Consider the following 18851-nt stretch of genomic DNA (forward strand, 5'->3'; position numbering starts at 1 on the left):
TTCGTCAGTAGTTCACACAGGATGGAGACTTTTACTCATGGCGCGACCCTCAGATGGCGTGATACTGCACGCACTGCAATTAAATCCACGGGTGCCGTTCCGCCATATCGCCGAGGTAACCGGCTTGTCAGAACAGACCGTCTCTCGCCGCTACCATCAGCTGCGCCGAGAGGGGGTGCTGCGGGTGGTCGGAACTGTCAACTCGCACCTGATCGGCGACACCCGTTGGGTCGCCCGTATCCGGATCAAACCTGACCGCATCGGCCCGCTCACCGATGCGTTGACCCGTCGGCCAGATGTCGGGTACGTCAGCGTTCAGTCGGGCGGAACCGAACTATTCTGCACGATTACAACGGCCCGGGACAACGGTCGCAATCCTCAACTGTTGCAGCAACTTCCACGATCCGCCGCAGTCCTCGACCTCAGCGTCGACCTGATCCTGCACGCTTTCGGCGACGCAACAACGACCGTGTGGACTGCCTACGGCGACAAACTCACTGACACTCAAGCCCGTCAAATCGCCACAGCCAACAGTCGCAAACAGTCCAGTGACACGACGCCAGGCGTCCCCACCGCCGAAGACATACGTCTCCTCGACGCACTCGCACAAGACGGGCGGGCCTCCCACGCTGAACTCGCCAGAGCCACCGGGTGGTCCGTAGCACGTGTCGCACGGCGCCTCGCAGCCTTGGAGTCATCACACACGCTGCTCTACGACATAGATCTTCTGCCCGAACGCCTCGGTTACCAACTCAACGCATTCCTGTGGATGACACTCTCTCCAGAACACACCCACGCCGTGGGTACCGAACTCGCCACACACGATCAGATCGCGTTCGTCGCAGCCACCACCGGGCCGCGCAACCTTATGGCCGTCGCTCTATGCCGTAACGAACACGATCTCTACCGCTACCTTTCGGGCCGCTTCGCCGCGGTCGGCCACATCGCGACCTATGAAATCAGTGTCCGGACCGAAGTGCTCAAGCAATCCGCATCGCTCGTTTCCCACGGGCGACTCATCAATCCCACATCACGCACGCCTGGAACGTGACTCCCGATCGAGGTCCGCGATCATCCCTCATCGAGTCCTGCTGGCGGACTCGTCGAGCACTTTGCTGCATCGACTAGTGCGACATGCCTGAGACCGCATCCGACTGGAGGCCGTGCTCGAGGAGGTCGAAGATGGCGTTCAGCGCGCTTCGCGGATCGGGCTCGTCGCCGACGAACTGCGGGATCTCCAGAACGTAGCGGGCCACTGCGCGGGCGGTGATGTCGTCGGACGGCCGACCCAGCTCAGCGGCGATGGCCTCGGCTAGCGGTGCCTCGCAGCGGATCCAGAGCTTTCGGGAGTATTCCCGGAGAGCCGGGGTGGTCATAATCAGTTCAGTGCGGCGCACGAACGCGCGGGTGGGCTTGTCTTCGAACGGTCCTCTGCCGGCCAGGAACTGCCGCAACGCGGTGAGCACCGACGTCTGGGGCGGCCGGTCATGCACCGCGGCCAGCAGGCTTTCTCGTCGTTCCACTCCGTCGTCGAATATGACGGCCGGCTTCCCGTCGGGAACGTGTTTGAACAGTGTGGGAACGGAGACGTCGACCTCGTCGGCGATGTCTTTGACCGCCACGGCGTCATAACCGCGTGCGAGAAAGAGACGCTCGGCAGCCTCGGCCAACGCGCGGCGCGTTTGCGCATTCTTGCGGGCGCGGCGGCCTGCCACATCAGTCATCACCCGCCCATCGTAGCGAGTGGTGTCTAGTTGCTAAATATCCTTAGCGAGTATATTACTTTAGCGAGTTAACAGTACGCTGAGTTAGGAGTGCAGATGGACGGCGCGACAACCGATCCCCCCACCGCCCTCATCGTCGGAGGCAGCCTTGTCGGCCTCTCGGCAGCCGTCTTCCTAGCATCGGAGAACGTACCGACGACGCTGATCGAGCGGCATCTCGGTAGTGCGGCACACCCCCGCGCCATCGGCTACACCACGCGGACCATCGAGTTGTTCCGCAGCGTCGGGCTCGAGCTACCTGCGAGCACGCAGAACGGCCCGCCGCGTCGGGCCCGCGTCGAAAGCGTTGTCGGACAATGGTTCGAGGAGTATCCGTGGTCGCCCCCGGCGGCCGCCACCGCCAAGACGGTCGATCACTCACCAGTGCGCGCCAGTGCGATCGCCCAAGACGCTCTGGAGCCGGTCCTGCGCGAACGTGCCGTCACCCTCGGCGCCGATCTGCGGTTGGGTTCCGAGCTGGTGTCCTTTGTCGACAACGGCGACGGGATCACGGCCACCGTGCGCAAACGGGTCGACGGCAGCGAATACCGTATCGATGCGGACTATCTGATCGCGGCCGACGGGGCCGACAGCGGAATCCGAAACAGTTTGCGTATCGGCCGCACCGGGCGGGGACTGTTGTCGGTGCAGCGAAGCATCCTGTTCCGCGCACCGGAGTTGGACCAGTACCTGAGCCGCGGCATCGTGCAATTCGAGATCGAGCAACCCGGATTCGACGCCTTTCTGACCACGTATTCCGACGGACGCTGGGTGCTCATGCTCAAGGACGATGTTGATCGCACCGAAGATGAGCAACGCGCGGTCGTCCGGCGCGCCACGGGAATCGACGACCTCTCGATCGAGTTGATCACCACCGGACGTTGGGAGCTCTCAGCGCTCATCGCCGACGACTTCAGTTGCGGCAGAGTGTTTCTGGTCGGCGACGCCGCACATCAGTTGCCACCCAATCGCGGCGGTTACGGCGCCAACACCGGAATCGCTGACGCCCACAACCTCGCCTGGAAGATCGGCGCAGTACACACCGGCCGCAGTGCGGCGAGGCTCCTCGACACCTACGACGCCGAACGCAGGCCCGTGGCATGGCTACGTCACCAACAGATCTTCGCCCGTGCCGATTACAAGGCCTACATCGAAACCCCCACTTCGGATGTCGAGATCATCGACGACGTCGCCATGGAACTGGGTCAGCTCTACCGCAGCGTCGCTCCCGCCGATATGGCCGGCCACCTGCCGGACGCGCGCCGACCCGAAGAGTGGGCCGGGCAGCCAGGCACCCGGGCGCCGCATGTATGGATCGCCCAGGGCCGCTCGACGCTCGACTATTTCGGCCGAGGCTGGACGCTGGTCACCGGCTCCGAAGCGTGGCGCAACGCCGTGCACTTCGTCGCTGCCCGACTCGGAGTGTCGATCGAGTTGCTCTGCCCCTCCGCTGAGCCGACGAAGTGCGATGCCATCGTCGCGGCCTACGGGTTGGGACCCGGCGGAGCCGGCCTGGTGCGACCCGACGGCTACATCGCATGGCGGGTCGCGACCGCCCCGGCCGATCGTGCAGCCGCGCTGACGGGCGCAATCAGCACTGCCGCAGCACTCACCCCCCGTTCGTCGACATGGGACGATCAGGCGGCCATCAAAGACTTGACCGCGCGCTACGCCGATGCGATCAACCGCGGCTGGGCCGGAAAGACGATTCAGCCCGAGAGCATTATCGAGATCTTCACGCCCGACGGCGTATTCGAGCACCCCGGCGAGCCTCCGACCATCGGGGCGGCCACGATCGCGGCAGTGTTACCGGACGCTACGGCGTCGGCCCCCTTCGCCATGCATGCCTTTCTCAACCCCGTCCTCGTCGTCGACGGCGACCATGCGCGCGGCCAGTGGCTGATGTGGGTCGCCGCCGACGACGGCGAGGACCCCCGGGCCGCATACCTCGGCGCCGACATCGAGTACACGCGTATCCCGGCCGGATGGCGCATCAAGTCCATCGTCATCACACCCGGGATGCGGTTACCAGTTCACCGATGACGTGCTCGGCGGACATATCGACAGGCGCACGTATGCTATTAATGAATACACATTAATTCGACGGTGGAGCCGAGGAGTTGGCATGGGCACATCCGACGTGACCGGAACGCAGACGGGTCCGAATGTCGTCATGATCGTGCTGGACGACCTCGGCTACGCCCAACTGGGGTGCTACGGATCAAACATTCAGACCCCGGCTATCGATCGGCTCGCTCGGAAAGGGCTCCGATACAACCGTTTTCACGTCACCGGTCTGTGTTCGCCGACGCGAGCCGCGTTGCTCACCGGGCGAAACCACCACTCGGTCGGAATGGGGTTCCTCGCCGACATCCCAACCGCCCATCCCGGCTACACCGGCAAGATCCCACCCTCCGTGCGGACCTTGCCGCGCCTGCTGCGGGACTCAGGCTGGAGCACCATGGCTGTCGGGAAATGGCATTTGGCGCCGCGCGGCGAACGAATAGGCGCTGGTCCGTTCACCCGCTGGCCGTTGGGTCTGGGGTTCGAGCGGTATTACGGCTTCTTGCTCGGCGACGCCAATCACTGGGACCCGCAACTGGTGCGCGACAACACCTATCTCGACGGACCTGATGTGCGCGCGACCGGATACCACCTGACTGAGGACCTCACCGATGAGGCGATCAGGATGGTGGTCAGCCAGCAGCAGTCGGCCCCCGGCAAGCCGTTTTTCCTTTACTTTGCAACGGGCGCAATGCATTCCCCGCATCACGTACACAGAAGCTGGGCCGACGCTTACGCAGGGCAATTCGACGTCGGTTGGGATACTTGGCGAGATCAGGTCTTCGCGCGGCAGCTCGCCGAAGGGGTGGTGCCCACGGGCACAACACTCACCGAGCGGCCAGATTGGGTTCCGGCCTGGACTACCCTCACCGCGGACGAACGGGCCGTGTACGCACGGATGCACGAAGTGTATGCGGGGTTCCTCAGTCATACCGACAGCCAGATCGATCGCTTGATCCGCACGCTCGAGGACATGGACGTCATCGACAACACGCTCATCCTCGTCATGTCTGACAACGGCGCAAGCGCCGAAGGGGGCGTAGCGGGCACCAGCAACGAACACCGGTTCACCCATCGAGTACCAGAGTCGCCGGCCGACAATCTCGACCGCCTGCCGGACTGGGGTGGCACGTCCGGGTATCCGCATTATGCGTGGGGCTGGGCTTGGGCCGGCAACTCCCCCTTCCGCTTGTGGAAGCGGTATGCGTGGCTGGGCGGTACGCGTGTCCCGCTGATCGTGCACTGGCCGCGCGGTGTCCGTGACGGCGGCGCTGTACGGTCGCAGTTTGCCCACGCCATCGACATCATGCCAACAGTCCTGGATGCCTGCGGGATTCGGCTGCAGCCGAGCCCTTCTGAGAACTCCGACACCGCGGTCCACGGGGCCAGCTTGTTGCCGACGTTCAGCGATGCCGCGGCTCCTGCGCCGCGATCCACCCAATACTTCGAGGTCGTGGGTTCTCGCTCCATTATTGCCGACGGCTGGAAAGCCACCACCGACCACGTGGCCCAAGGCGTTATGGACGAGGAGGTGCTGCTGGACGGCAGCCGGGACTTCGCTCTCGACCGGTGGTCGCTGTTCAGTGCGGACGACTTCTCCGAAGCTCACGACCTGTCGAAGATCCACCCCGACGTCGTGGCGCGATTGACCGCACTCTGGAATGCCGAGGCCGCCCGTTATGACGTTCTGCCACTGACAGATTCACTGGTGGCACGAGCCGCAGAAATGGTATGGCCCGAATTCCCGCCCGGTCAGCGCGTGGTGTTGCGGCCTTCCGGGGGGCCTGTTCCCGACGAGGCGCTGCCCTTGTTGTACAGCCGATTGTCGGCGGACATCGATGTCGCGCCTGATGGTGCCGACGGTGTGTTGTTTGCGATCGGTAACTGGACCGGTGGGTTGGCGGCCTTCGTCATCGAGTCCAGACTTCACATTGCCATCGCCGCCCCGGGCGGCAATATCCGGGTGCAAGCCGATCGGCCGCTGACAGAGGGGCGTCACAGTGCAGGCTGTCGGTTACATCGCCTGGACGACGAGACTCGAGTGGAAGCGGTGATCGACGGCATCGTTGTCGGCTCTGTACTCGCCCCGTTGACGCTGCCCCATGTGTGGCAGCATGGCGGGACATCGATGCTGCTGGGCCAGGACCGCGGCCTTCCGGTGTGTGTCGATTATCGACCACCCTTTGCATGGAATGGTCGTTTGCATTCAGTGACAGTGGAATCCGATCTGGAGTCGCTCCCGAGTCAGGAACTGCTCAGGGCGGCACTCAAGTCGGAATGACTAATTCTTTCACTTACTCAGCGCCTCAAGCGTTCCCGCGGAGGCGGGTGTGTGGATGATCGCAGTCAGCGAATCGATGAGGTCGGACACGAATACCGCGGTGGGGGGCGCATCGGGTGCGGTCGCTCGTTGCCGCTGGTGATCGGCCACCGAATTCAGGCAACTCAAGTAGACAAAACGGAGCCGCGATTTGGCGACGACTTCCGGGAGATGCGAAAGATGTTCCCAGATGAGCTGATTGAGTCTCTGTCCGTGCTCGGTCAACGAGGGGTCAGCCAGAATCCACGCGTGTCCGCCCGGCTCGCCGTATCCGTGAAACAGCAGCTGCGCCACCAGCTCAACATGCCGCTCCCCCCGCTCAATGCTGCCCACCTGCGGGAGGATCAGCGCCGCGAGCAGGCGTCTGAGCTCGACCGGGTTATCACCCGACAGTGCGTCGTCGAGAAGTCGGCCCCGATCTTCATCGATTCGTTCGAGCCGATCTTCGAGAATTGCCTTGATCAGGTGCTCTTTGGATCCGAAATGGTAGTTCACCGCCGCGGCATTGCTTTGTCCCGCAGCAAGTCTGATCTCGTTGAGACTGACGGCAGCGATCCCGCGGTCGGCGAACATCGTCTCCGCGACGGTGATGAGCTTGATACGCGTTGCTTCGCCACCGCTGTTGCGGCCGCGCTTGGCCGCCCGATCCCGAATGCGGTCCGACTCCGAGGGCATCGCCCGATCGTACGCAGTTCCGTGGACAAGCATATAATGAGCTCTCATTAATTTGATGGTTGTCAACGAGGAAGCCGGGTGCGTAATGCGGGTGGAGTTGACATCGCTGGCACTGGTAATCGCAGTCTCACCGGCGTCGGTGATTCCGGCGATCTTGATGCTGCACACACCTCGCCCCCTTGCTTCGGGATCGACGTTCGCCGCCGGCTGGACGCTCTCGTTGGCGCTTGCCACCCAGATATTTGTCGCGATCTCCGGGAAAATGCCTGATGCCGGCGGTCCCCCGCCGCCATGGGTCCGGCCCCTGACCTTGGCTTTGGCACTGCTCCTGATCGTCGCCGCCGTCGTCATCTGGCTGCGTCGAGGACGCAGTGCGCAAGCGCCGGTGTGGCTACGGGCGCTGGACTCTGTTACTCCGTGGCGGGCCCTGACGACGGCGCCGGTTCTGGTGTCGCTGAATCCGAAGGTGCTCTCCGCATGCGCTGCGGCAGGGTTCAGCATCGGGGCCACCGCGCAGGCGGGCCTGAGCTCGTGGGCGGATGTCCTCGGTTTCGCGATGCTCGCGAGTGCGACGGTGATACTGCCGGTGTTGGGCTACGCCATCTTTCGCGAGCGTATGACGGAGCCATTGCGACGGCTCAGAGTTGCCCTTGAGCGGCATAACGCCGCGATCCTCGCGGTCGTTCTGCTTGCCGTGGGCCTGGTGTTGTTGCTGCAAGCAGCATGATCACGCTGCCTCGAAATGAAGGAGAAAGATTCTTGCCTGCTCCCAACTCTCACCGGCCGAGCCGCAGGTTGCGCGCTTTCCAGAGGCTCATGCTGATGGCGACATCGCGATTAGGAAGTGCTCAGGATGTGGGCAAGACGCGCAAAATCACCCAAACGATGGAGTCACGCCAACGGCGGGTGCGCGGTGTCCGGGAGACCACGGCGACGGTGGCCGGCGTACCCGTCCGGTGGTTTCAGCCCGCCCGGACCGACGCGGGGTTGATCTTCCACGTACACGGCGGTGCGTATGTATCCGGCAGTTCGATGGCTGCCCGTGCCCATAGCGGGCTGGCCAGATCCAACAATGCGGAACTGATAAGTGTCGATTACCGCTTGGCGCCGGAGGATCCATTCCCAGCGGCACTGGACGATGTGTGGGCGGTCTACTCCGAGGTGGCGACCGACCGGCCTACAGTCATTGTCGGGGAATCCGCCGGAGGTGGACTGGCCATGTCACTGGTCCGACGAGTGCTCGACGAAGACGGCGACGCACCGAAAGGGCTGGTGACCATGTTCCCCTGGGCCGATCTCACCAACAATTCCGACAGCTTCGTTCGCAATGAGCATCGGGATATGCTGTCCCGCAACGGCCTATCGCGTAGCGCGGTGGCTTATGCCGGCGACCATGATCTGACATCGCCGCATGTGTCCCCACTCTACGGCTCATTCGCCGGCTTTCCTCCCACACTTATCGTCGTCGGCACCCACGACTGTTTACTCGATGACTCCCGTACTGCCTCCGCCCGCATGCGCGCCGCCGGCGTCGACGTCACGCTCGTCGAAGTATGTGGCGGGTTCCACGGCTTCGTACTGTTGCCAGCTCCGGAATCCAAAGCGGCCAGTCGGCAGATTTCGTCCTTCATCGGTACGGCGTTAACGGGTCAGTCCGGCTAGCCGGGTGACTAATCCCCCAGTTCCGCGCACCGCGCCAGCAGTTCTTCCGATGGCGGCTGGTAGAAACTCAACACCGCATGCTCGCAGCCCAGCTCGGCGTACTGGGGCAGCTGATCCAGTTGTGCGGCAACCTGTTCGGGATCACGGGGATGCAAGAAGATCTGGACCGAACGCCGAACCTCGCCCGGCTCTCGGCCGACCTCGGCGCAGGCTTCGGCGAGCCGCCCGTTGACCTCACCCCACTGCTGCGGGCCTTCATGGCTGGGCATGTTCCACTCGTCGGCGTGCCGGGCAATCACCCGCAGCATCTTGGGCTGGGAGCCGCCGATGACGATCGGCGGATGCGGGCGCTGCAGCGGCTTGGGTTCGCAGATCGCCTCGTTCAGCGTGTAGAAGCGGCCTTCGAATGTGACCGTCTCCTCCGCCCAGAGCCGGCGGATCACGGTGAGCGCCTCGTCGAGCATCGCCACTCGCGTTCCCGGACTGGGGAATTCGATGCCGTAGCCGCGGTGCTCATTCTCGTGCCAGCCCGCCCCGATGCCGAAGTCCAGGCGGCCGGCGCTGACGTGGTCGACGGTGACCGCCATCTTGGCCAGGATCGCCGGGTTTCGATAGGTCACGCCGGTGACCATGCAGCCGATCCGCGCCCGGCGGATCACCACGCCCATCGCTGCCAGTGTCGTCCACCCCTCGTGGGTGGGCATGCGGTCGTCGGCCAATCCGTAGAAGTGGTCGTAGTTCCAAACCGCTTCGAAACCCAGCTCATCGGCTGCACGCCAGAATTGCTCGAGCTCGGGATAATCGAATGTGGGCGCCAGCTTGGCCGAGATCCGCATGTATGCAGCCTAGTCGGGTAGGGAAAACGACCGCTGCTCGATGTGTCGCCGGTATCGTCAGCGTCGTGGTGGCGAACCCGCTCGACGTCCTACCCGTCGCCGACGGCGTCGGGCTGCCGTGGGATGTCGCGGTTGACGACGCGGTGGCCGCGATCGCCACGGCACGCGAACGCCACGGCGATACGTTCGTGGTCGAGAGTGGAAGCGACCGCTACCTTTTCACCTTCTCGCCAACCGGCGTCGAATCGTTCTACGCGCTCGTCGAAGAAGCCGCCAGCAAGGGTGTCGCGGACTTTCTCATGCTGCGGCGCAAGCTGCCCGACGAGGTGTTCTCAGGAAGGCGGCTACTGCCGAGTTCACTGTTTCGCCGCGACGACGTCACGTCGTACCTCGCCAACCTCGACAGCGCCCTCGATGCGACCGAGGCCGAACTCGGCGAGAGCGGCACAGTCGACCTGTTCGCGCTGACCCGACGGCTTGGCCACCGTATGGGTTTGGCGTCGTGGGCCGGGCCGGGCTGCGCTGACGGGGAGGCGTTCGAGCGACTGGTGCGCGCGTTCGACGTCCTCGACGGTTCGGATGCCTTCGTTCACCCCGACGCGATGGCGGCCGTGGCCGCTTCGGGTATGCGAGCCGAACGGGCCGCCTTGGATGACGTCGCCGAGGTGATCGAAGAGTCACTGCGGCACCATGATTCGACGTCCGGGGTCGGCGCGGGTCTGTTCAGCCGAATCGTCGAGGCTTGGGCATCGGAATCGCCGGACGTCCGCAGCCGCGGTGTCGCGATGGACGTCGCGCTCATCCACATCGCCTCGATGTCGAACCTGATGGCAGCGCTCGGCTGGGCGCTCGTCGACCTGATCGCCCATCCCGATCAGCTCCGCCTGGTCGCGGGTGGCGATCGTGAGCTGGCTTCCAGCTGTGCTCTCGAAAGCACCCGGTTGGCGCAGCGTTCGATCATGGCTCGCGCCGTACTCGAACCGGTCACATTCGACACCGGCGCGGGTGTGGTCGACGTACCGAAGGGCTGGACCATCGCGACGCTGCTACCGCTGCTGAACACTTCGGCCGCCGCCGGCTTGGAGCAGTGGAATCCCAGCCGGTGGCACCGGCACCGGCTCGCCGACGCACATGCGTTGCCGTCACCGATGCTGGTGACCGCCTTCGGGCACGGCAGGCATTCCTGCCCGGCACAGCCGTTTTCGTTGGCGGCGATGGCGATGGCGATGACTCGCCTCGTGGGCCGCTACGACATGAGGCCCGAGTGGACAGGACATCCGCGTCCGGTGCCCGCTCAGATCGGCGGCGTGGCGCGCGCGGCCGATCCCTGCCCGCTCGGCTACACCGTACGCTGAGCCACGCAGGCTCTGACCAGACAACTTCAAGGTTGCGTCGCGCTGTCACGTGGGTATCCGCAGTGGCGGAAGGAGAACGACATGCGCAGGCAATTCGTCAAGACCAGTGCAGGCGCCCTACTGGCATTCGGCGTACTCGCCGGATGTTCCCTGCAGCAGGCAGCAACCCCGCAAGCGGGTCCCACCCAGCCGCCGGGCTACGAAGAGCACAACGACGCCGACGTTTCCTTTGCCCAGCAGATGATCCCGCTGGAGCAGCAGGCGGTCGCGATGAGCGAGGCGCTGCTGGCCAAACCCGGCGTCGACCGCGACGTCTCGGATATAGCCCGTGCGATACACGAGAACGATCGCCCGGAGGTGGTTCAGCTGCAGCAATGGCTCAAGGACTGGGGCGCTCCGGCCCCGGGCGCCGCCGAGCAGGCGTCCGGCACACATACGGCCGCGCTCCAGGACGCCGAACCAGCCCTGGCGGCCAGGCTGTACCTCGAGCAGATGATCGCCAACCGCGAGCAAGCCCTCGCCCTCAGCAAGACCGAGGTCGACAAGGGCACCTATCGGGCGACTGTCGCGGTCGCCGGCGGCGGCGAAGCCACCCAGGAACGGCAGATCACCACGATGAAGACGCTGCTGGGATCGCCGTGATCAGACCCGGCGGCGTTCCCGCTCCCCCGCCAGCTCGTCTCTGACCACGGCCACGGCCATGCTCTGGTTGTAGCCGCGACGGGCCAGCATGCCGACCAGCCTGCGCATCACCTTGGTGTCGTCGCCGTCGTCGAGCTTCTCCCGGCGCAGCTTCTGCTGCACCAACTCCTCGGCGCGTTGCCGTTCGGCGCCGGCGTCGATGTCGTCGAGCGCGGCAGCGATCACCTCGTCGCCGACACCTTTGGTCCGCAACTCAGCAGCCAAGGCGCGCTTGCCTTTTCCCGCGCGCGCCCGTCGCGAACGTACCCACTGTTCGGCGAAGTCAGCGTCGTCGATCAGACCGACAGCGGCCAGCCGGTCGAGTTCATTCGCGGCGACCTCGTCGGGGTACCCCCGCTTGGCCATCTGGCCGGCGAGCTCGGATCGGGTTCGCGGACGCACGGTGAGCAGGCGCAGGCACAACGCATGCGCCTGCTCTTCGCGGGTCTCAGAAGTCGACTGGGGCGGGGAGGACGTCATCGACGAGTTCATCGGTCACCACCGCACCGATACCGAGCTTCTCTTTGATCTTTTTCTCGATCTCGTTGGCCACATCGGGGTTTTCCATCATGAAGTTGCGGGCGTTCTCCTTGCCCTGACCGAGCTGCTCACCTTCGTAGGTGAACCACGATCCGGACTTGCGGATGAAGCCCTGCTCCACGCCCATGTCGATGAGCGAGCCTTCGCGGCTGATGCCCTTGCCGTAGAGGATGTCGAACTCGGCCTGCTTGAACGGCGGCGACACCTTGTTCTTGACGACCTTGACGCGGGTGCGGTTGCCCACCGCGTCGGTGCCGTCCTTGAGTGTCTCGATCCGCCGCACATCCAGGCGGACCGAGGCGTAGAACTTCAAAGCCTTACCACCCGTGGTGGTTTCGGGTGAGCCGAACATCACGCCGATCTTCTCGCGCAGCTGGTTGATGAAGATCGCGGTGGTGCCCGAGTTGTTCAGTGCACCGGTCATCTTGCGCAGCGCCTGGCTCATCAGGCGGGCCTGCAGGCCGACGTGGCTGTCACCCATCTCGCCCTCGATCTCGGCGCGGGGTACCAGGGCGGCCACCGAGTCGATGACGATGAGGTCGATGGCACCTGAACGCACCAGCATGTCGGCGATCTCGAGTGCCTGCTCACCGGTGTCGGGCTGGCTGACCAGTAGCGCATCGGTGTCCACACCGAGCTTCTTGGCGTAATCCGGGTCCAGCGCGTGCTCGGCGTCGATGAACGCCGCGATGCCACCGGCGGCTTGAGCATTGGCCACCGCATGCAGTGCGACGGTGGTCTTACCCGACGATTCCGGGCCGTAGATCTCGACGACGCGGCCGCGCGGTAGACCGCCGATACCGAGGGCGACGTCAAGGGCGATCGATCCGGTCGGGATGACGGAGATCGGCTGGCGGACCTCGTCGCCGAGGCGCATCACCGAGCCCTTGCCGAAGTTCTTGTCGATCTGCGCGAGTGCGAGCTCGAGGGCCTTCTCGCGATCAGGTGCCTGCGGAGCCATGGTGATACCTCTTCCGGTAGTCGTTGTTGACCGGTTCTCGGTCGGTTGGCCGTGACGTTAGGACAAGGCTCCGACAAAACGGTCGAACGCTGACCACCATAACGAACATGTGTTCGATGGCAAGGAGGCGCGCCGCCGCGTGTCAGACGAGCCGATGCAGGGCGTCGGCCAGAGCCTCCGGGCGGGAGTAGAACGGCGAATGACCCCCCGGCAGCTCTACCACCTGCGCCCCGAGCCGCTCCGTCGCCACCCGTCGCGACCAGCCTGGATCGACCATCCGGTCCTCCGAGCACACGATGTAGGTGGCCGGAATCGATGGGAGCCGATCGAACGTGCAGCGCTGCGACATCGGCTCCCGCGCCTGAACTCGCAGCCGTGGGATCGCCGACGCGACGATCTCTTCGTCGCAATCCGGATAGAAGATCGATCGCGCCAGGTCGAAGTCGACCCATCGGGTGCCGCCATCGACCTTGGCGAGTCCGGCCGAATGATCCAGATTGAGTATGTGTTGCTCCCGATTCAGCTCAGCGATGGTGCGGCCGGGCTCGGCGACCAAGCCGCACAAATACACCTGGTGACGAAGCAGGCACCGGTCTGCGATCCACGGCAACGCATAGCTGCCCAGCGAGTGGCCGACAGCGACGACGTCGTGGTCGTTCTCATCTATGGCCGCGGCGAATGTGGCGGCATGGTCGGTGAACGTCGCCGTCGGATCATCGAACCGGACGTCCACCGCGACCGCCCGGTGCCCGCGCCGCTCCAATTCGGGAATCAACCGTTCCCAGCACCACGGCCCGTGCCAGGCGCCATGGATCAACGCGAAGGTACTCACGCGCTCACCACTGATCGCGCGGCACGTCGAAGTCGGCGCACAGCGCCCGCCACACGTCGCGGGGCTCCACACCGTCCTCGATGGCCTGCGCGGCGGTCCGCCCGCCCAACTGGGTGAGCACGTGATCCACCAGCAGCGAGCCACCACGAACCCGGCCGAATTGCCCCTCGACGAGTTCGGTGAATTCCGTCAGCCGCACGCCACCAACTTACCCAGCCACCGATTCATGGCACACCCGTACCGGATCGGCGACGTCCGCGATGGTCTCGCCGGCGCGCCGGGCCGCCTCCCGATAGCCCGGCGAGGACAGCACTTCACCCACCTCCGCCACCAGAACCTCGGCGGCAAGCGGCCGGATCAAGCGCGCACTGCCCTGGCGCACAACGCGATTCGCCAACTCCCATTGGTCACCCCCACCCGGGATCACCACCATCGGCACGCCTGCCAGCAGCGTCTTGGTCAGCATCCCGTGCCCACCGCCGCAGATCACCAGATCAGCGTGGGTCAGCAGTTCGTCCTGGCGGCCCAGCCCGACAGTCGCCCACAGCGGCACCTCGAGTTCCCGGCCGCCGAGCCGGGAGATCACCACCCGCGACCCGTCCGGGAGGGTTCGTCCGGGCACCAGATGTTCCAGCACCAGCTCGGTCACGCCCTGGGCACCGATCGCGGCGGTTGACGGCGCCACCACGATCACCGGGCCGTCACCCGGCGGAACCGGCAACACCGCGTCGGTGGGCTCGAAGTGCAGCGGCCCGACGACGACAGCCTCGGCCGGCCAGTCCGGGCGCGGCACCTCCAGGGCGGGCAGGGTCGCGATCAGCCGGCGCACCGGCCCCGGTTCGCGGGCGGGTAGCCCGATCTGCACTCGTGCTGCCGAACGCTGTCGCTCCCCTTCCTTCCACGACCGCGCCGTCAGGGCGCGCAGAATAGAGTCCCGCACCCGGCCGCGGATGCCGGTGCCGGGCGCCAACCCACTGCCCAAGGGCGGCAGTCCCCGCGACGGCCGGTACAGCGGCTGAGGGTTCAGCTCGACCCATGGGGTGCCGATCAATTCGGCGGCCATCCCGCCGCAGACGGTGATGACGTCAGAGACGATCAGGTCGGGCGCCAGTTCACGCAGTACCGGAACGTTGAGCACGGCCATCCGCGCCGCGCGCTGGTGGATCTTGGCGCCGGCGTCGGTGTCGTCATCGTCGTCGGTGACGTCGAGTCCCAGGAGTTCCACCGCCTCGATACCGGTGGCGCGGGCAGTGTCCAGCCATTCGGTTCCGGTCAGCAGAGTGGGATGGTCGCCCGCGGCCGCCAGGCGCAGGCACAGCGCGATCGCGGGAAACGCATGGCCGGGATCCGGTCCTGCCACCACCGCGACGCGCACGGGCCTACCCTGCCACAGCGCATCCGGCCTAGGCTCGAGAGCATGACCGAGCAGATCACCAACGTGAGCTCCGATATCGACAATGCCCATACGGTCGAGGTTTTCCTGAACGCACTGCAGGACCAGGACCTGGCCACCGCCGACCTCCAGCTGGACGACAATCTCGTCTACCAGAACGTCGGCTTCCCCACCGTCCGCGGCCGCAAGCGGACCATGAAGCTGTTCAAAGGCCTGCAGCGTCCCAGCTTCGGCTTCGAGGTCAAGATCCACCGCATCGCGGTCAACGGCCCGGTGGTGCTCACCGAGCGCACCGATGTGCTGCGGGTCGGTCCGGTGCGGTTGCAGTTCTGGGTGTGCGGCGTGTTCGAGGTCACGAACGGCCGAATCACCTTGTGGCGGGACTACTTCGACATGTTCGACATGACCAAGGCCACCGTGCGCGGCCTCATCGGCGCAGTGGTGCCGGGGCTACGTCCGACGCTCTAGGGCCTCACGCTCTAAGCGCGGCGGAGCTGGCCCAGCTCGTCGAAGGCCTGCGCCCAACCCATCAGCCGGTCGGTCGCGCCTGCGAGTTCGTTGCGGTAGCGCTGCTGCGACATCGGCGAGCTCGACATCGCGCCGGTGTTGGCCGCAGAGACCAGTTGCGCTGCGGCGGTGACCATTTCGTTGTACTGCCGCACACCCGTGCTGAGCTGCGCGGTGAACGCGTTGATGGTCGGCGCCAGGTAGGACTGTGAATGCGGGGTCTCGATCGCGGCGCGCTCCATCGACACCACCTCGTCGGCGGTGGCCGCCATGGTCGCCGCGGTGCGATCCGCTGCAGCGACGAGTTCGCGAATCTCCTCGGGCGGCAACATGTTCCCGCGCTGCATCACACCCAGTAGCGAGTGGAAGCCGCGCTCAGACGCCCCGAGGGCCGACATCGACGGCCGGGCCACCGAGCCGTGCGGCGGCAGCCGGCGGCCGCTGACCTGACGGGTGGGCGGCAGCGGCTCGCCCCGCAGCCAGCGGTAACGCAGCAAAAACAAGGTGGCCGGCACTGCGGCGCCGGCGGCGATCACCCCGGTGATGATCAGACCCCACACCGGTGTGCTCCACGTGGCGAGCAGTCCGGTGACGGCTATCCAAAACACGGTGGCGAATGAGAAGAAGATCCCCAGCCGCAACGCCCAGCGCCGCTTGCGCAGCAGCCGGGCCCGCGGATCGGAGACGGCACTGAGCTTCCGGGCCGCCACGTCGGCGTACTCGCTGACGGTGTCGATACCGCGCTGCATGACCGAACGCCATTGACGCGATACGAATCCCGGTTTGTCCGGTGTCACCGCCATCGAATGCTCGCCTCCTACTGGCCTAACGGCTTCTCGGGCTCGGGGGTGACGGCCGGAGCGGCCGGCGTGGCCGGGGCGGCTGCGGTGTCACCGGCAGGCAGAGCGTCCCCGCGCATCGACGCGCGGATCTGCTCGAGCCGGGAATGTCCGGCCATCTGCACGGTGGCCTGCTGCACCTCGAGCATGCGGCCCTGCACCGAGTTCTGCGCGAGTTCGGCGGCACCCATCGCGTTGGCGTAGCGGCGTTCGATCTTGTCGCGCACCTCGTCGAGGCTCGGTGTGTTGCCCGGTGCGGCGATCTCGCTCATCGACCGCAGCGAGGCACTGACCTGTTCTTGCATCTTGGCCTGCTCGAGCTGGCTGAGCAGCTTGGTGCGCTCGGCGATCTTCTGCTGCAGCACCATGGCGTTCTGTTCGACGGCCTTCTTGGCCTGGCCAGCGGCCTGCAGCGCCTGGTCGTGCAGACTCTTGAGGTCTTCCACGCTCTGCTCGGCGGTGACCAGCTGCGCCGCGAACGCCTCGGCGGCGTTGTTGTACTCGGTGGCCTTGGCGGCATCCCCGGACGCCACCGCCTGATCGGCCAGCGTCAGCGCCTGGCGCACGTTGACCTGCAGCTTCTCGATGTCGGCGAGCTGACGGTTCAAGCGCATCTCGAGCTGGCGCTGATTGCCGATGACCTGCGCGGCTTGCTGGGTCAAACCCTGATGCTGGCGTTGGGCATCCTCGATCGCCTGCTGGATCTGCACCTTGGGGTCGGCATATTCGTCGATCTTCGAGTTGAAGAGTGCTGTGAAGTACTTCCACGCCTTGACGAACGGATTGGCCATCAGTTGCTCCGTCTATGTATCGGGTGCCGCAGTTCGGTGGTCGTGCCCAATTTATCGGTTAACCACGCCCGGCCACACCCTTGTCCGCATGTGGCCCGGTCGCGGCCGGTTCGCGGCTCAGGCAACCGCCATCGTGACGGGGTGCGGAATGACCACCTTGGTGGCGACGTCGATGGTGCCGTCCTGGGCCGGCACGGAGGTCAACCGAGCGATCCGCTCGCGGTCGGCCATCTTGGCACCGGCATCGGTCAGCACCCGCGACAGCGGGACGTCCAACGCGGTGCAGATCGCGCTGAGCAGCTCGCTGGAGGCTTCCTTGCGGCCGCGTTCGACCTCGGAGAGGTATCCCAGGCTCACTCGGGCCGAATCGGACACCTCACGAAGGGTGCGTCCCTGCGACGTGCGAGCGTTCCGCAGCACGTCGCCGATCACCTCACGCAGCAGTATCGCCATCGGGTGTCCTCCTCCAAGAGTTGCAACGAACCGTTCAACGCCGCGGACGCCCGATTTGGTTCCCAGGAACCTCAGGATCGCTCGACGAACCGGTGCAGCCGCCCGATCGCCTGGTGTACGGCCGCCAGCCGGATGTCCCAGCGTGAGCCGGATAGCCGCAGTTCGGCGGCTTCCGTTGACCCGGGACCGGCCAGCCCCAGGAACACGGTGCCGACCGGGTGCCCGCCGTGCGGTTCCGGCCCGGCCACCCCGGTGAGGCCGACACCCCAGGTCGCCTGACAGCGGTCGCGCGCCCCTTCGGCCAGCGCGGCGGCCGTCGGCGCCGCGACGGGCCCGACGTCGTCGAGCAGCTGCCGCGGCACACCTGCCAGCGCAATCTTGGTCTCGACGGTGTACGTCACCAGGCCGCCGATGAGCACCGCGCTGGCACCGGGCACCCCGGCCAGGGTCGCTGCCAGCAGGCCGGCGGTCAGCGATTCCGCCGTCGCCACGGTTTCGCCGCGTGCGGTCAGCAGAGCGACCAGCGTGCGGGCACCGTCATCGGCCAGCGGTTCGCTCACGGGAGTCCTTGACCGCCGAGACCACGTAGTCGACACCGGTGATCACCGTCAACACGATCGCGGCCCACATGATCACCCAGGCCACGATGTGCCAGGCCGGTGGCCAGTTGTGCAACGGCAGCACGAACAGCCCGATCGCGACGGCCTGCACCAGCGTCTTGACCTTGCCGCCGCGGCTGGCGGGGATCACTCCGCGCCGAAGTACCGCGAACCGCAGCACCGTGATGCCCAGCTCGCGAATCAGGATGACCACGGTCACCCACCACGGCAGGTCGCCGAGCATCGACAGCCCGATCAGGGCGGCGCCAATCAGCATCTTGTCGGCGATCGGGTCGGCCAGCTTGCCGAATTCGGTGACCATCCCATAGGTGCGCGCCAGCGAACCGTCCAGCCGGTCGGTGATGACCGCCACCGCGAAGATGATGAAAGCCGTTAGGCGGCTGGCTGTTTCGTGGCCATCACCGGCGAACAGGAACAGCAGGAAAATCGGGACCAGGACCAGACGGATACCGGTCAGGAAGTTGGCTAGGTTGGCGACCCGCACGCGCGGGACCGCCGGACCGGTTTGGGGTTGTCCCGACACGACGACCAGAATATCGGTTGGCAGCCGGGCCCCTCA

Annotated in this window: 21 protein-coding genes; 8 read left to right on the top strand and 13 right to left on the bottom strand. The window is 65.6% G+C overall.

The genetic code is table 11. From position 1 onward, the window contains the following. The first annotated feature begins 37 nt into the window (after positions 1 to 37). The gene (locus tag AB4879_RS14260) at positions 38 to 1051 is read left to right on the top strand and encodes an Lrp/AsnC family transcriptional regulator (RefSeq protein WP_370508096.1); all 1014 of its coding nucleotides are present in this window, start codon (positions 38 to 40) and stop codon (positions 1049 to 1051) included. A 73-nt stretch (positions 1052 to 1124) separates the two neighbouring features. On the opposite strand, the gene AB4879_RS14265 is transcribed toward AB4879_RS14260, so the two are convergent. Beyond that, positions 1125 to 1724, bottom strand: coding sequence for a TetR/AcrR family transcriptional regulator (locus AB4879_RS14265; RefSeq protein ID WP_370508097.1), 600 nt, complete (start codon positions 1722 to 1724; stop codon positions 1125 to 1127). A 96-nt stretch (positions 1725 to 1820) separates the two neighbouring features. Between AB4879_RS14265 and AB4879_RS14270 the strand changes: the two genes are divergently transcribed. Beyond that, on the top strand, positions 1821 to 3806 hold the full coding sequence (locus AB4879_RS14270) for an FAD-dependent monooxygenase (RefSeq protein WP_370508098.1): 1986 nt from the start codon (positions 1821 to 1823) through the stop codon (positions 3804 to 3806). Positions 3807 to 3888: 82 nt separating this feature from the next. After that, the gene (locus AB4879_RS14275; protein WP_370508099.1) at positions 3889 to 6108 is read left to right on the top strand and encodes an arylsulfatase; all 2220 of its coding nucleotides are present in this window, start codon (positions 3889 to 3891) and stop codon (positions 6106 to 6108) included. Between the two features lie 9 nt (positions 6109 to 6117). Here AB4879_RS14275 and AB4879_RS14280 read toward each other — a convergent pair whose 3' ends face one another. After that, positions 6118 to 6822: a TetR/AcrR family transcriptional regulator gene (locus AB4879_RS14280; protein ID WP_370508100.1), complete on the bottom strand. Its 705-nt coding sequence runs from the start codon at positions 6820 to 6822 to the stop codon at positions 6118 to 6120. A gap of 55 nt (positions 6823 to 6877) precedes the next feature. On the opposite strand from AB4879_RS14280, the gene AB4879_RS14285 reads away from it, so the two are divergent. Further along, positions 6878 to 7549 (top strand): GAP family protein, encoded by a 672-nt coding sequence (locus AB4879_RS14285; protein WP_370508101.1) that lies wholly within the window; start codon positions 6878 to 6880, stop codon positions 7547 to 7549. Positions 7550 to 7677: 128 nt separating this feature from the next. Further along, on the top strand, positions 7678 to 8484 hold the full coding sequence (locus AB4879_RS14290) for an alpha/beta hydrolase (protein WP_370508102.1): 807 nt from the start codon (positions 7678 to 7680) through the stop codon (positions 8482 to 8484). An 8-nt stretch (positions 8485 to 8492) separates the two neighbouring features. Here AB4879_RS14290 and AB4879_RS14295 read toward each other — a convergent pair whose 3' ends face one another. Beyond that, the gene (locus tag AB4879_RS14295; RefSeq protein ID WP_370508103.1) at positions 8493 to 9320 is read right to left on the bottom strand and encodes a TIGR03560 family F420-dependent LLM class oxidoreductase; all 828 of its coding nucleotides are present in this window, start codon (positions 9318 to 9320) and stop codon (positions 8493 to 8495) included. 65 nt (positions 9321 to 9385) lie between these two features. Here AB4879_RS14295 and AB4879_RS14300 point away from each other — a divergent pair, with 65 nt between their 5' ends. Beyond that, positions 9386 to 10675, top strand: a complete 1290-nt coding sequence (locus AB4879_RS14300; RefSeq protein ID WP_370508104.1) for a cytochrome — start codon at positions 9386 to 9388, stop codon at positions 10673 to 10675. 81 nt (positions 10676 to 10756) lie between these two features. After that, a complete protein-coding gene (locus AB4879_RS14305) occupies positions 10757 to 11317 on the top strand; it encodes a DUF305 domain-containing protein (RefSeq protein ID WP_370508105.1) in 561 nt (186 codons plus the stop codon). Here the strand turns inward: AB4879_RS14305 and recX are convergent, their stop codons facing one another. The 5 genes from recX to AB4879_RS14330 all read right to left on the bottom strand — a co-directional run bounded on the left by recX (position 11318) and on the right by AB4879_RS14330 (position 15064). Next, positions 11318 to 11836, bottom strand: coding sequence for a recombination regulator RecX (gene recX, locus AB4879_RS14310; RefSeq protein WP_370508106.1), 519 nt, complete (start codon positions 11834 to 11836; stop codon positions 11318 to 11320). Continuing rightward, a complete protein-coding gene (recA, locus tag AB4879_RS14315; RefSeq protein WP_036338669.1) occupies positions 11805 to 12857 on the bottom strand; it encodes a recombinase RecA in 1053 nt (350 codons plus the stop codon). The genes recX and recA overlap by 32 nt, the downstream gene beginning before the upstream one ends. A gap of 142 nt (positions 12858 to 12999) precedes the next feature. Then, entirely contained in the window at positions 13000 to 13689 is a 690-nt protein-coding gene (locus AB4879_RS14320; protein ID WP_370508107.1) for an alpha/beta fold hydrolase, read from the bottom strand. A gap of 4 nt (positions 13690 to 13693) precedes the next feature. Continuing rightward, positions 13694 to 13888, bottom strand: a complete 195-nt coding sequence (locus AB4879_RS14325; protein ID WP_036338673.1) for a DUF3046 domain-containing protein — start codon at positions 13886 to 13888, stop codon at positions 13694 to 13696. A gap of 9 nt (positions 13889 to 13897) precedes the next feature. Further along, positions 13898 to 15064 (bottom strand): glycosyltransferase, encoded by a 1167-nt coding sequence (locus AB4879_RS14330; protein WP_370508108.1) that lies wholly within the window; start codon positions 15062 to 15064, stop codon positions 13898 to 13900. 42 nt (positions 15065 to 15106) lie between these two features. Here AB4879_RS14330 and AB4879_RS14335 point away from each other — a divergent pair, with 42 nt between their 5' ends. Then, on the top strand, positions 15107 to 15550 hold the full coding sequence (locus tag AB4879_RS14335; RefSeq protein WP_102806541.1) for a limonene-1,2-epoxide hydrolase family protein: 444 nt from the start codon (positions 15107 to 15109) through the stop codon (positions 15548 to 15550). Between the two features lie 11 nt (positions 15551 to 15561). Here AB4879_RS14335 and AB4879_RS14340 read toward each other — a convergent pair whose 3' ends face one another. From AB4879_RS14340 to pgsA, 5 genes are all read right to left on the bottom strand, one after another. Next, complete coding sequence (locus AB4879_RS14340) at positions 15562 to 16392, bottom strand: hypothetical protein (protein WP_102806540.1); 831 nt, start codon at positions 16390 to 16392, stop codon at positions 15562 to 15564. Positions 16393 to 16406: 14 nt separating this feature from the next. Next, positions 16407 to 17219: a phage shock protein PspA gene (gene pspA, locus AB4879_RS14345; RefSeq protein WP_102806539.1), complete on the bottom strand. Its 813-nt coding sequence runs from the start codon at positions 17217 to 17219 to the stop codon at positions 16407 to 16409. A gap of 117 nt (positions 17220 to 17336) precedes the next feature. After that, the gene (gene clgR / locus AB4879_RS14350; RefSeq protein WP_102806538.1) at positions 17337 to 17672 is read right to left on the bottom strand and encodes a transcriptional regulator ClgR; all 336 of its coding nucleotides are present in this window, start codon (positions 17670 to 17672) and stop codon (positions 17337 to 17339) included. A gap of 71 nt (positions 17673 to 17743) precedes the next feature. Continuing rightward, a complete protein-coding gene (locus AB4879_RS14355; RefSeq protein WP_370508109.1) occupies positions 17744 to 18232 on the bottom strand; it encodes a CinA family protein in 489 nt (162 codons plus the stop codon). Further along, complete coding sequence (gene pgsA, locus AB4879_RS14360) at positions 18210 to 18815, bottom strand: CDP-diacylglycerol--glycerol-3-phosphate 3-phosphatidyltransferase (RefSeq protein ID WP_102806536.1); 606 nt, start codon at positions 18813 to 18815, stop codon at positions 18210 to 18212. The genes AB4879_RS14355 and pgsA overlap by 23 nt, the downstream gene beginning before the upstream one ends. Between the last annotated feature and the right edge of the window lie 36 nt (positions 18816 to 18851).

This window comes from Mycobacterium sp. SA01 (assembly GCF_041287105.1).
Taxonomy (GTDB): domain Bacteria; phylum Actinomycetota; class Actinomycetes; order Mycobacteriales; family Mycobacteriaceae; genus Mycobacterium.

Excerpts from the sequence above, each read along its gene's own strand:
- recX (WP_370508106.1), bottom strand. The coding sequence starts at position 11,836 with ATGACGTCCTCCCCGCCCCAGTCGACTTCTGAGACCCGCGAAGAGCAG.
- AB4879_RS14270 (WP_370508098.1), top strand. The coding sequence starts at position 1,821 with ATGGACGGCGCGACAACCGATCCCCCCACCGCCCTCATCGTCGGAGGC.
- AB4879_RS14305 (WP_370508105.1), top strand. The coding sequence starts at position 10,757 with ATGCGCAGGCAATTCGTCAAGACCAGTGCAGGCGCCCTACTGGCATTC.
- recA (WP_036338669.1), bottom strand. The coding sequence starts at position 12,857 with ATGGCTCCGCAGGCACCTGATCGCGAGAAGGCCCTCGAGCTCGCACTC.
- AB4879_RS14280 (WP_370508100.1), bottom strand. The coding sequence starts at position 6,822 with ATGCCCTCGGAGTCGGACCGCATTCGGGATCGGGCGGCCAAGCGCGGC.
- AB4879_RS14340 (WP_102806540.1), bottom strand. The coding sequence starts at position 16,392 with ATGGCGGTGACACCGGACAAACCGGGATTCGTATCGCGTCAATGGCGT.
- AB4879_RS14335 (WP_102806541.1), top strand. The coding sequence starts at position 15,107 with ATGACCGAGCAGATCACCAACGTGAGCTCCGATATCGACAATGCCCAT.
- AB4879_RS14265 (WP_370508097.1), bottom strand. The coding sequence starts at position 1,724 with ATGACTGATGTGGCAGGCCGCCGCGCCCGCAAGAATGCGCAAACGCGC.
- AB4879_RS14260 (WP_370508096.1), top strand. The coding sequence starts at position 38 with ATGGCGCGACCCTCAGATGGCGTGATACTGCACGCACTGCAATTAAAT.
- AB4879_RS14275 (WP_370508099.1), top strand. The coding sequence starts at position 3,889 with ATGGGCACATCCGACGTGACCGGAACGCAGACGGGTCCGAATGTCGTC.
- clgR (WP_102806538.1), bottom strand. The coding sequence starts at position 17,672 with ATGGCGATACTGCTGCGTGAGGTGATCGGCGACGTGCTGCGGAACGCT.
- AB4879_RS14295 (WP_370508103.1), bottom strand. The coding sequence starts at position 9,320 with ATGCGGATCTCGGCCAAGCTGGCGCCCACATTCGATTATCCCGAGCTC.
- AB4879_RS14285 (WP_370508101.1), top strand. The coding sequence starts at position 6,878 with ATGGTTGTCAACGAGGAAGCCGGGTGCGTAATGCGGGTGGAGTTGACA.
- pspA (WP_102806539.1), bottom strand. The coding sequence starts at position 17,219 with ATGGCCAATCCGTTCGTCAAGGCGTGGAAGTACTTCACAGCACTCTTC.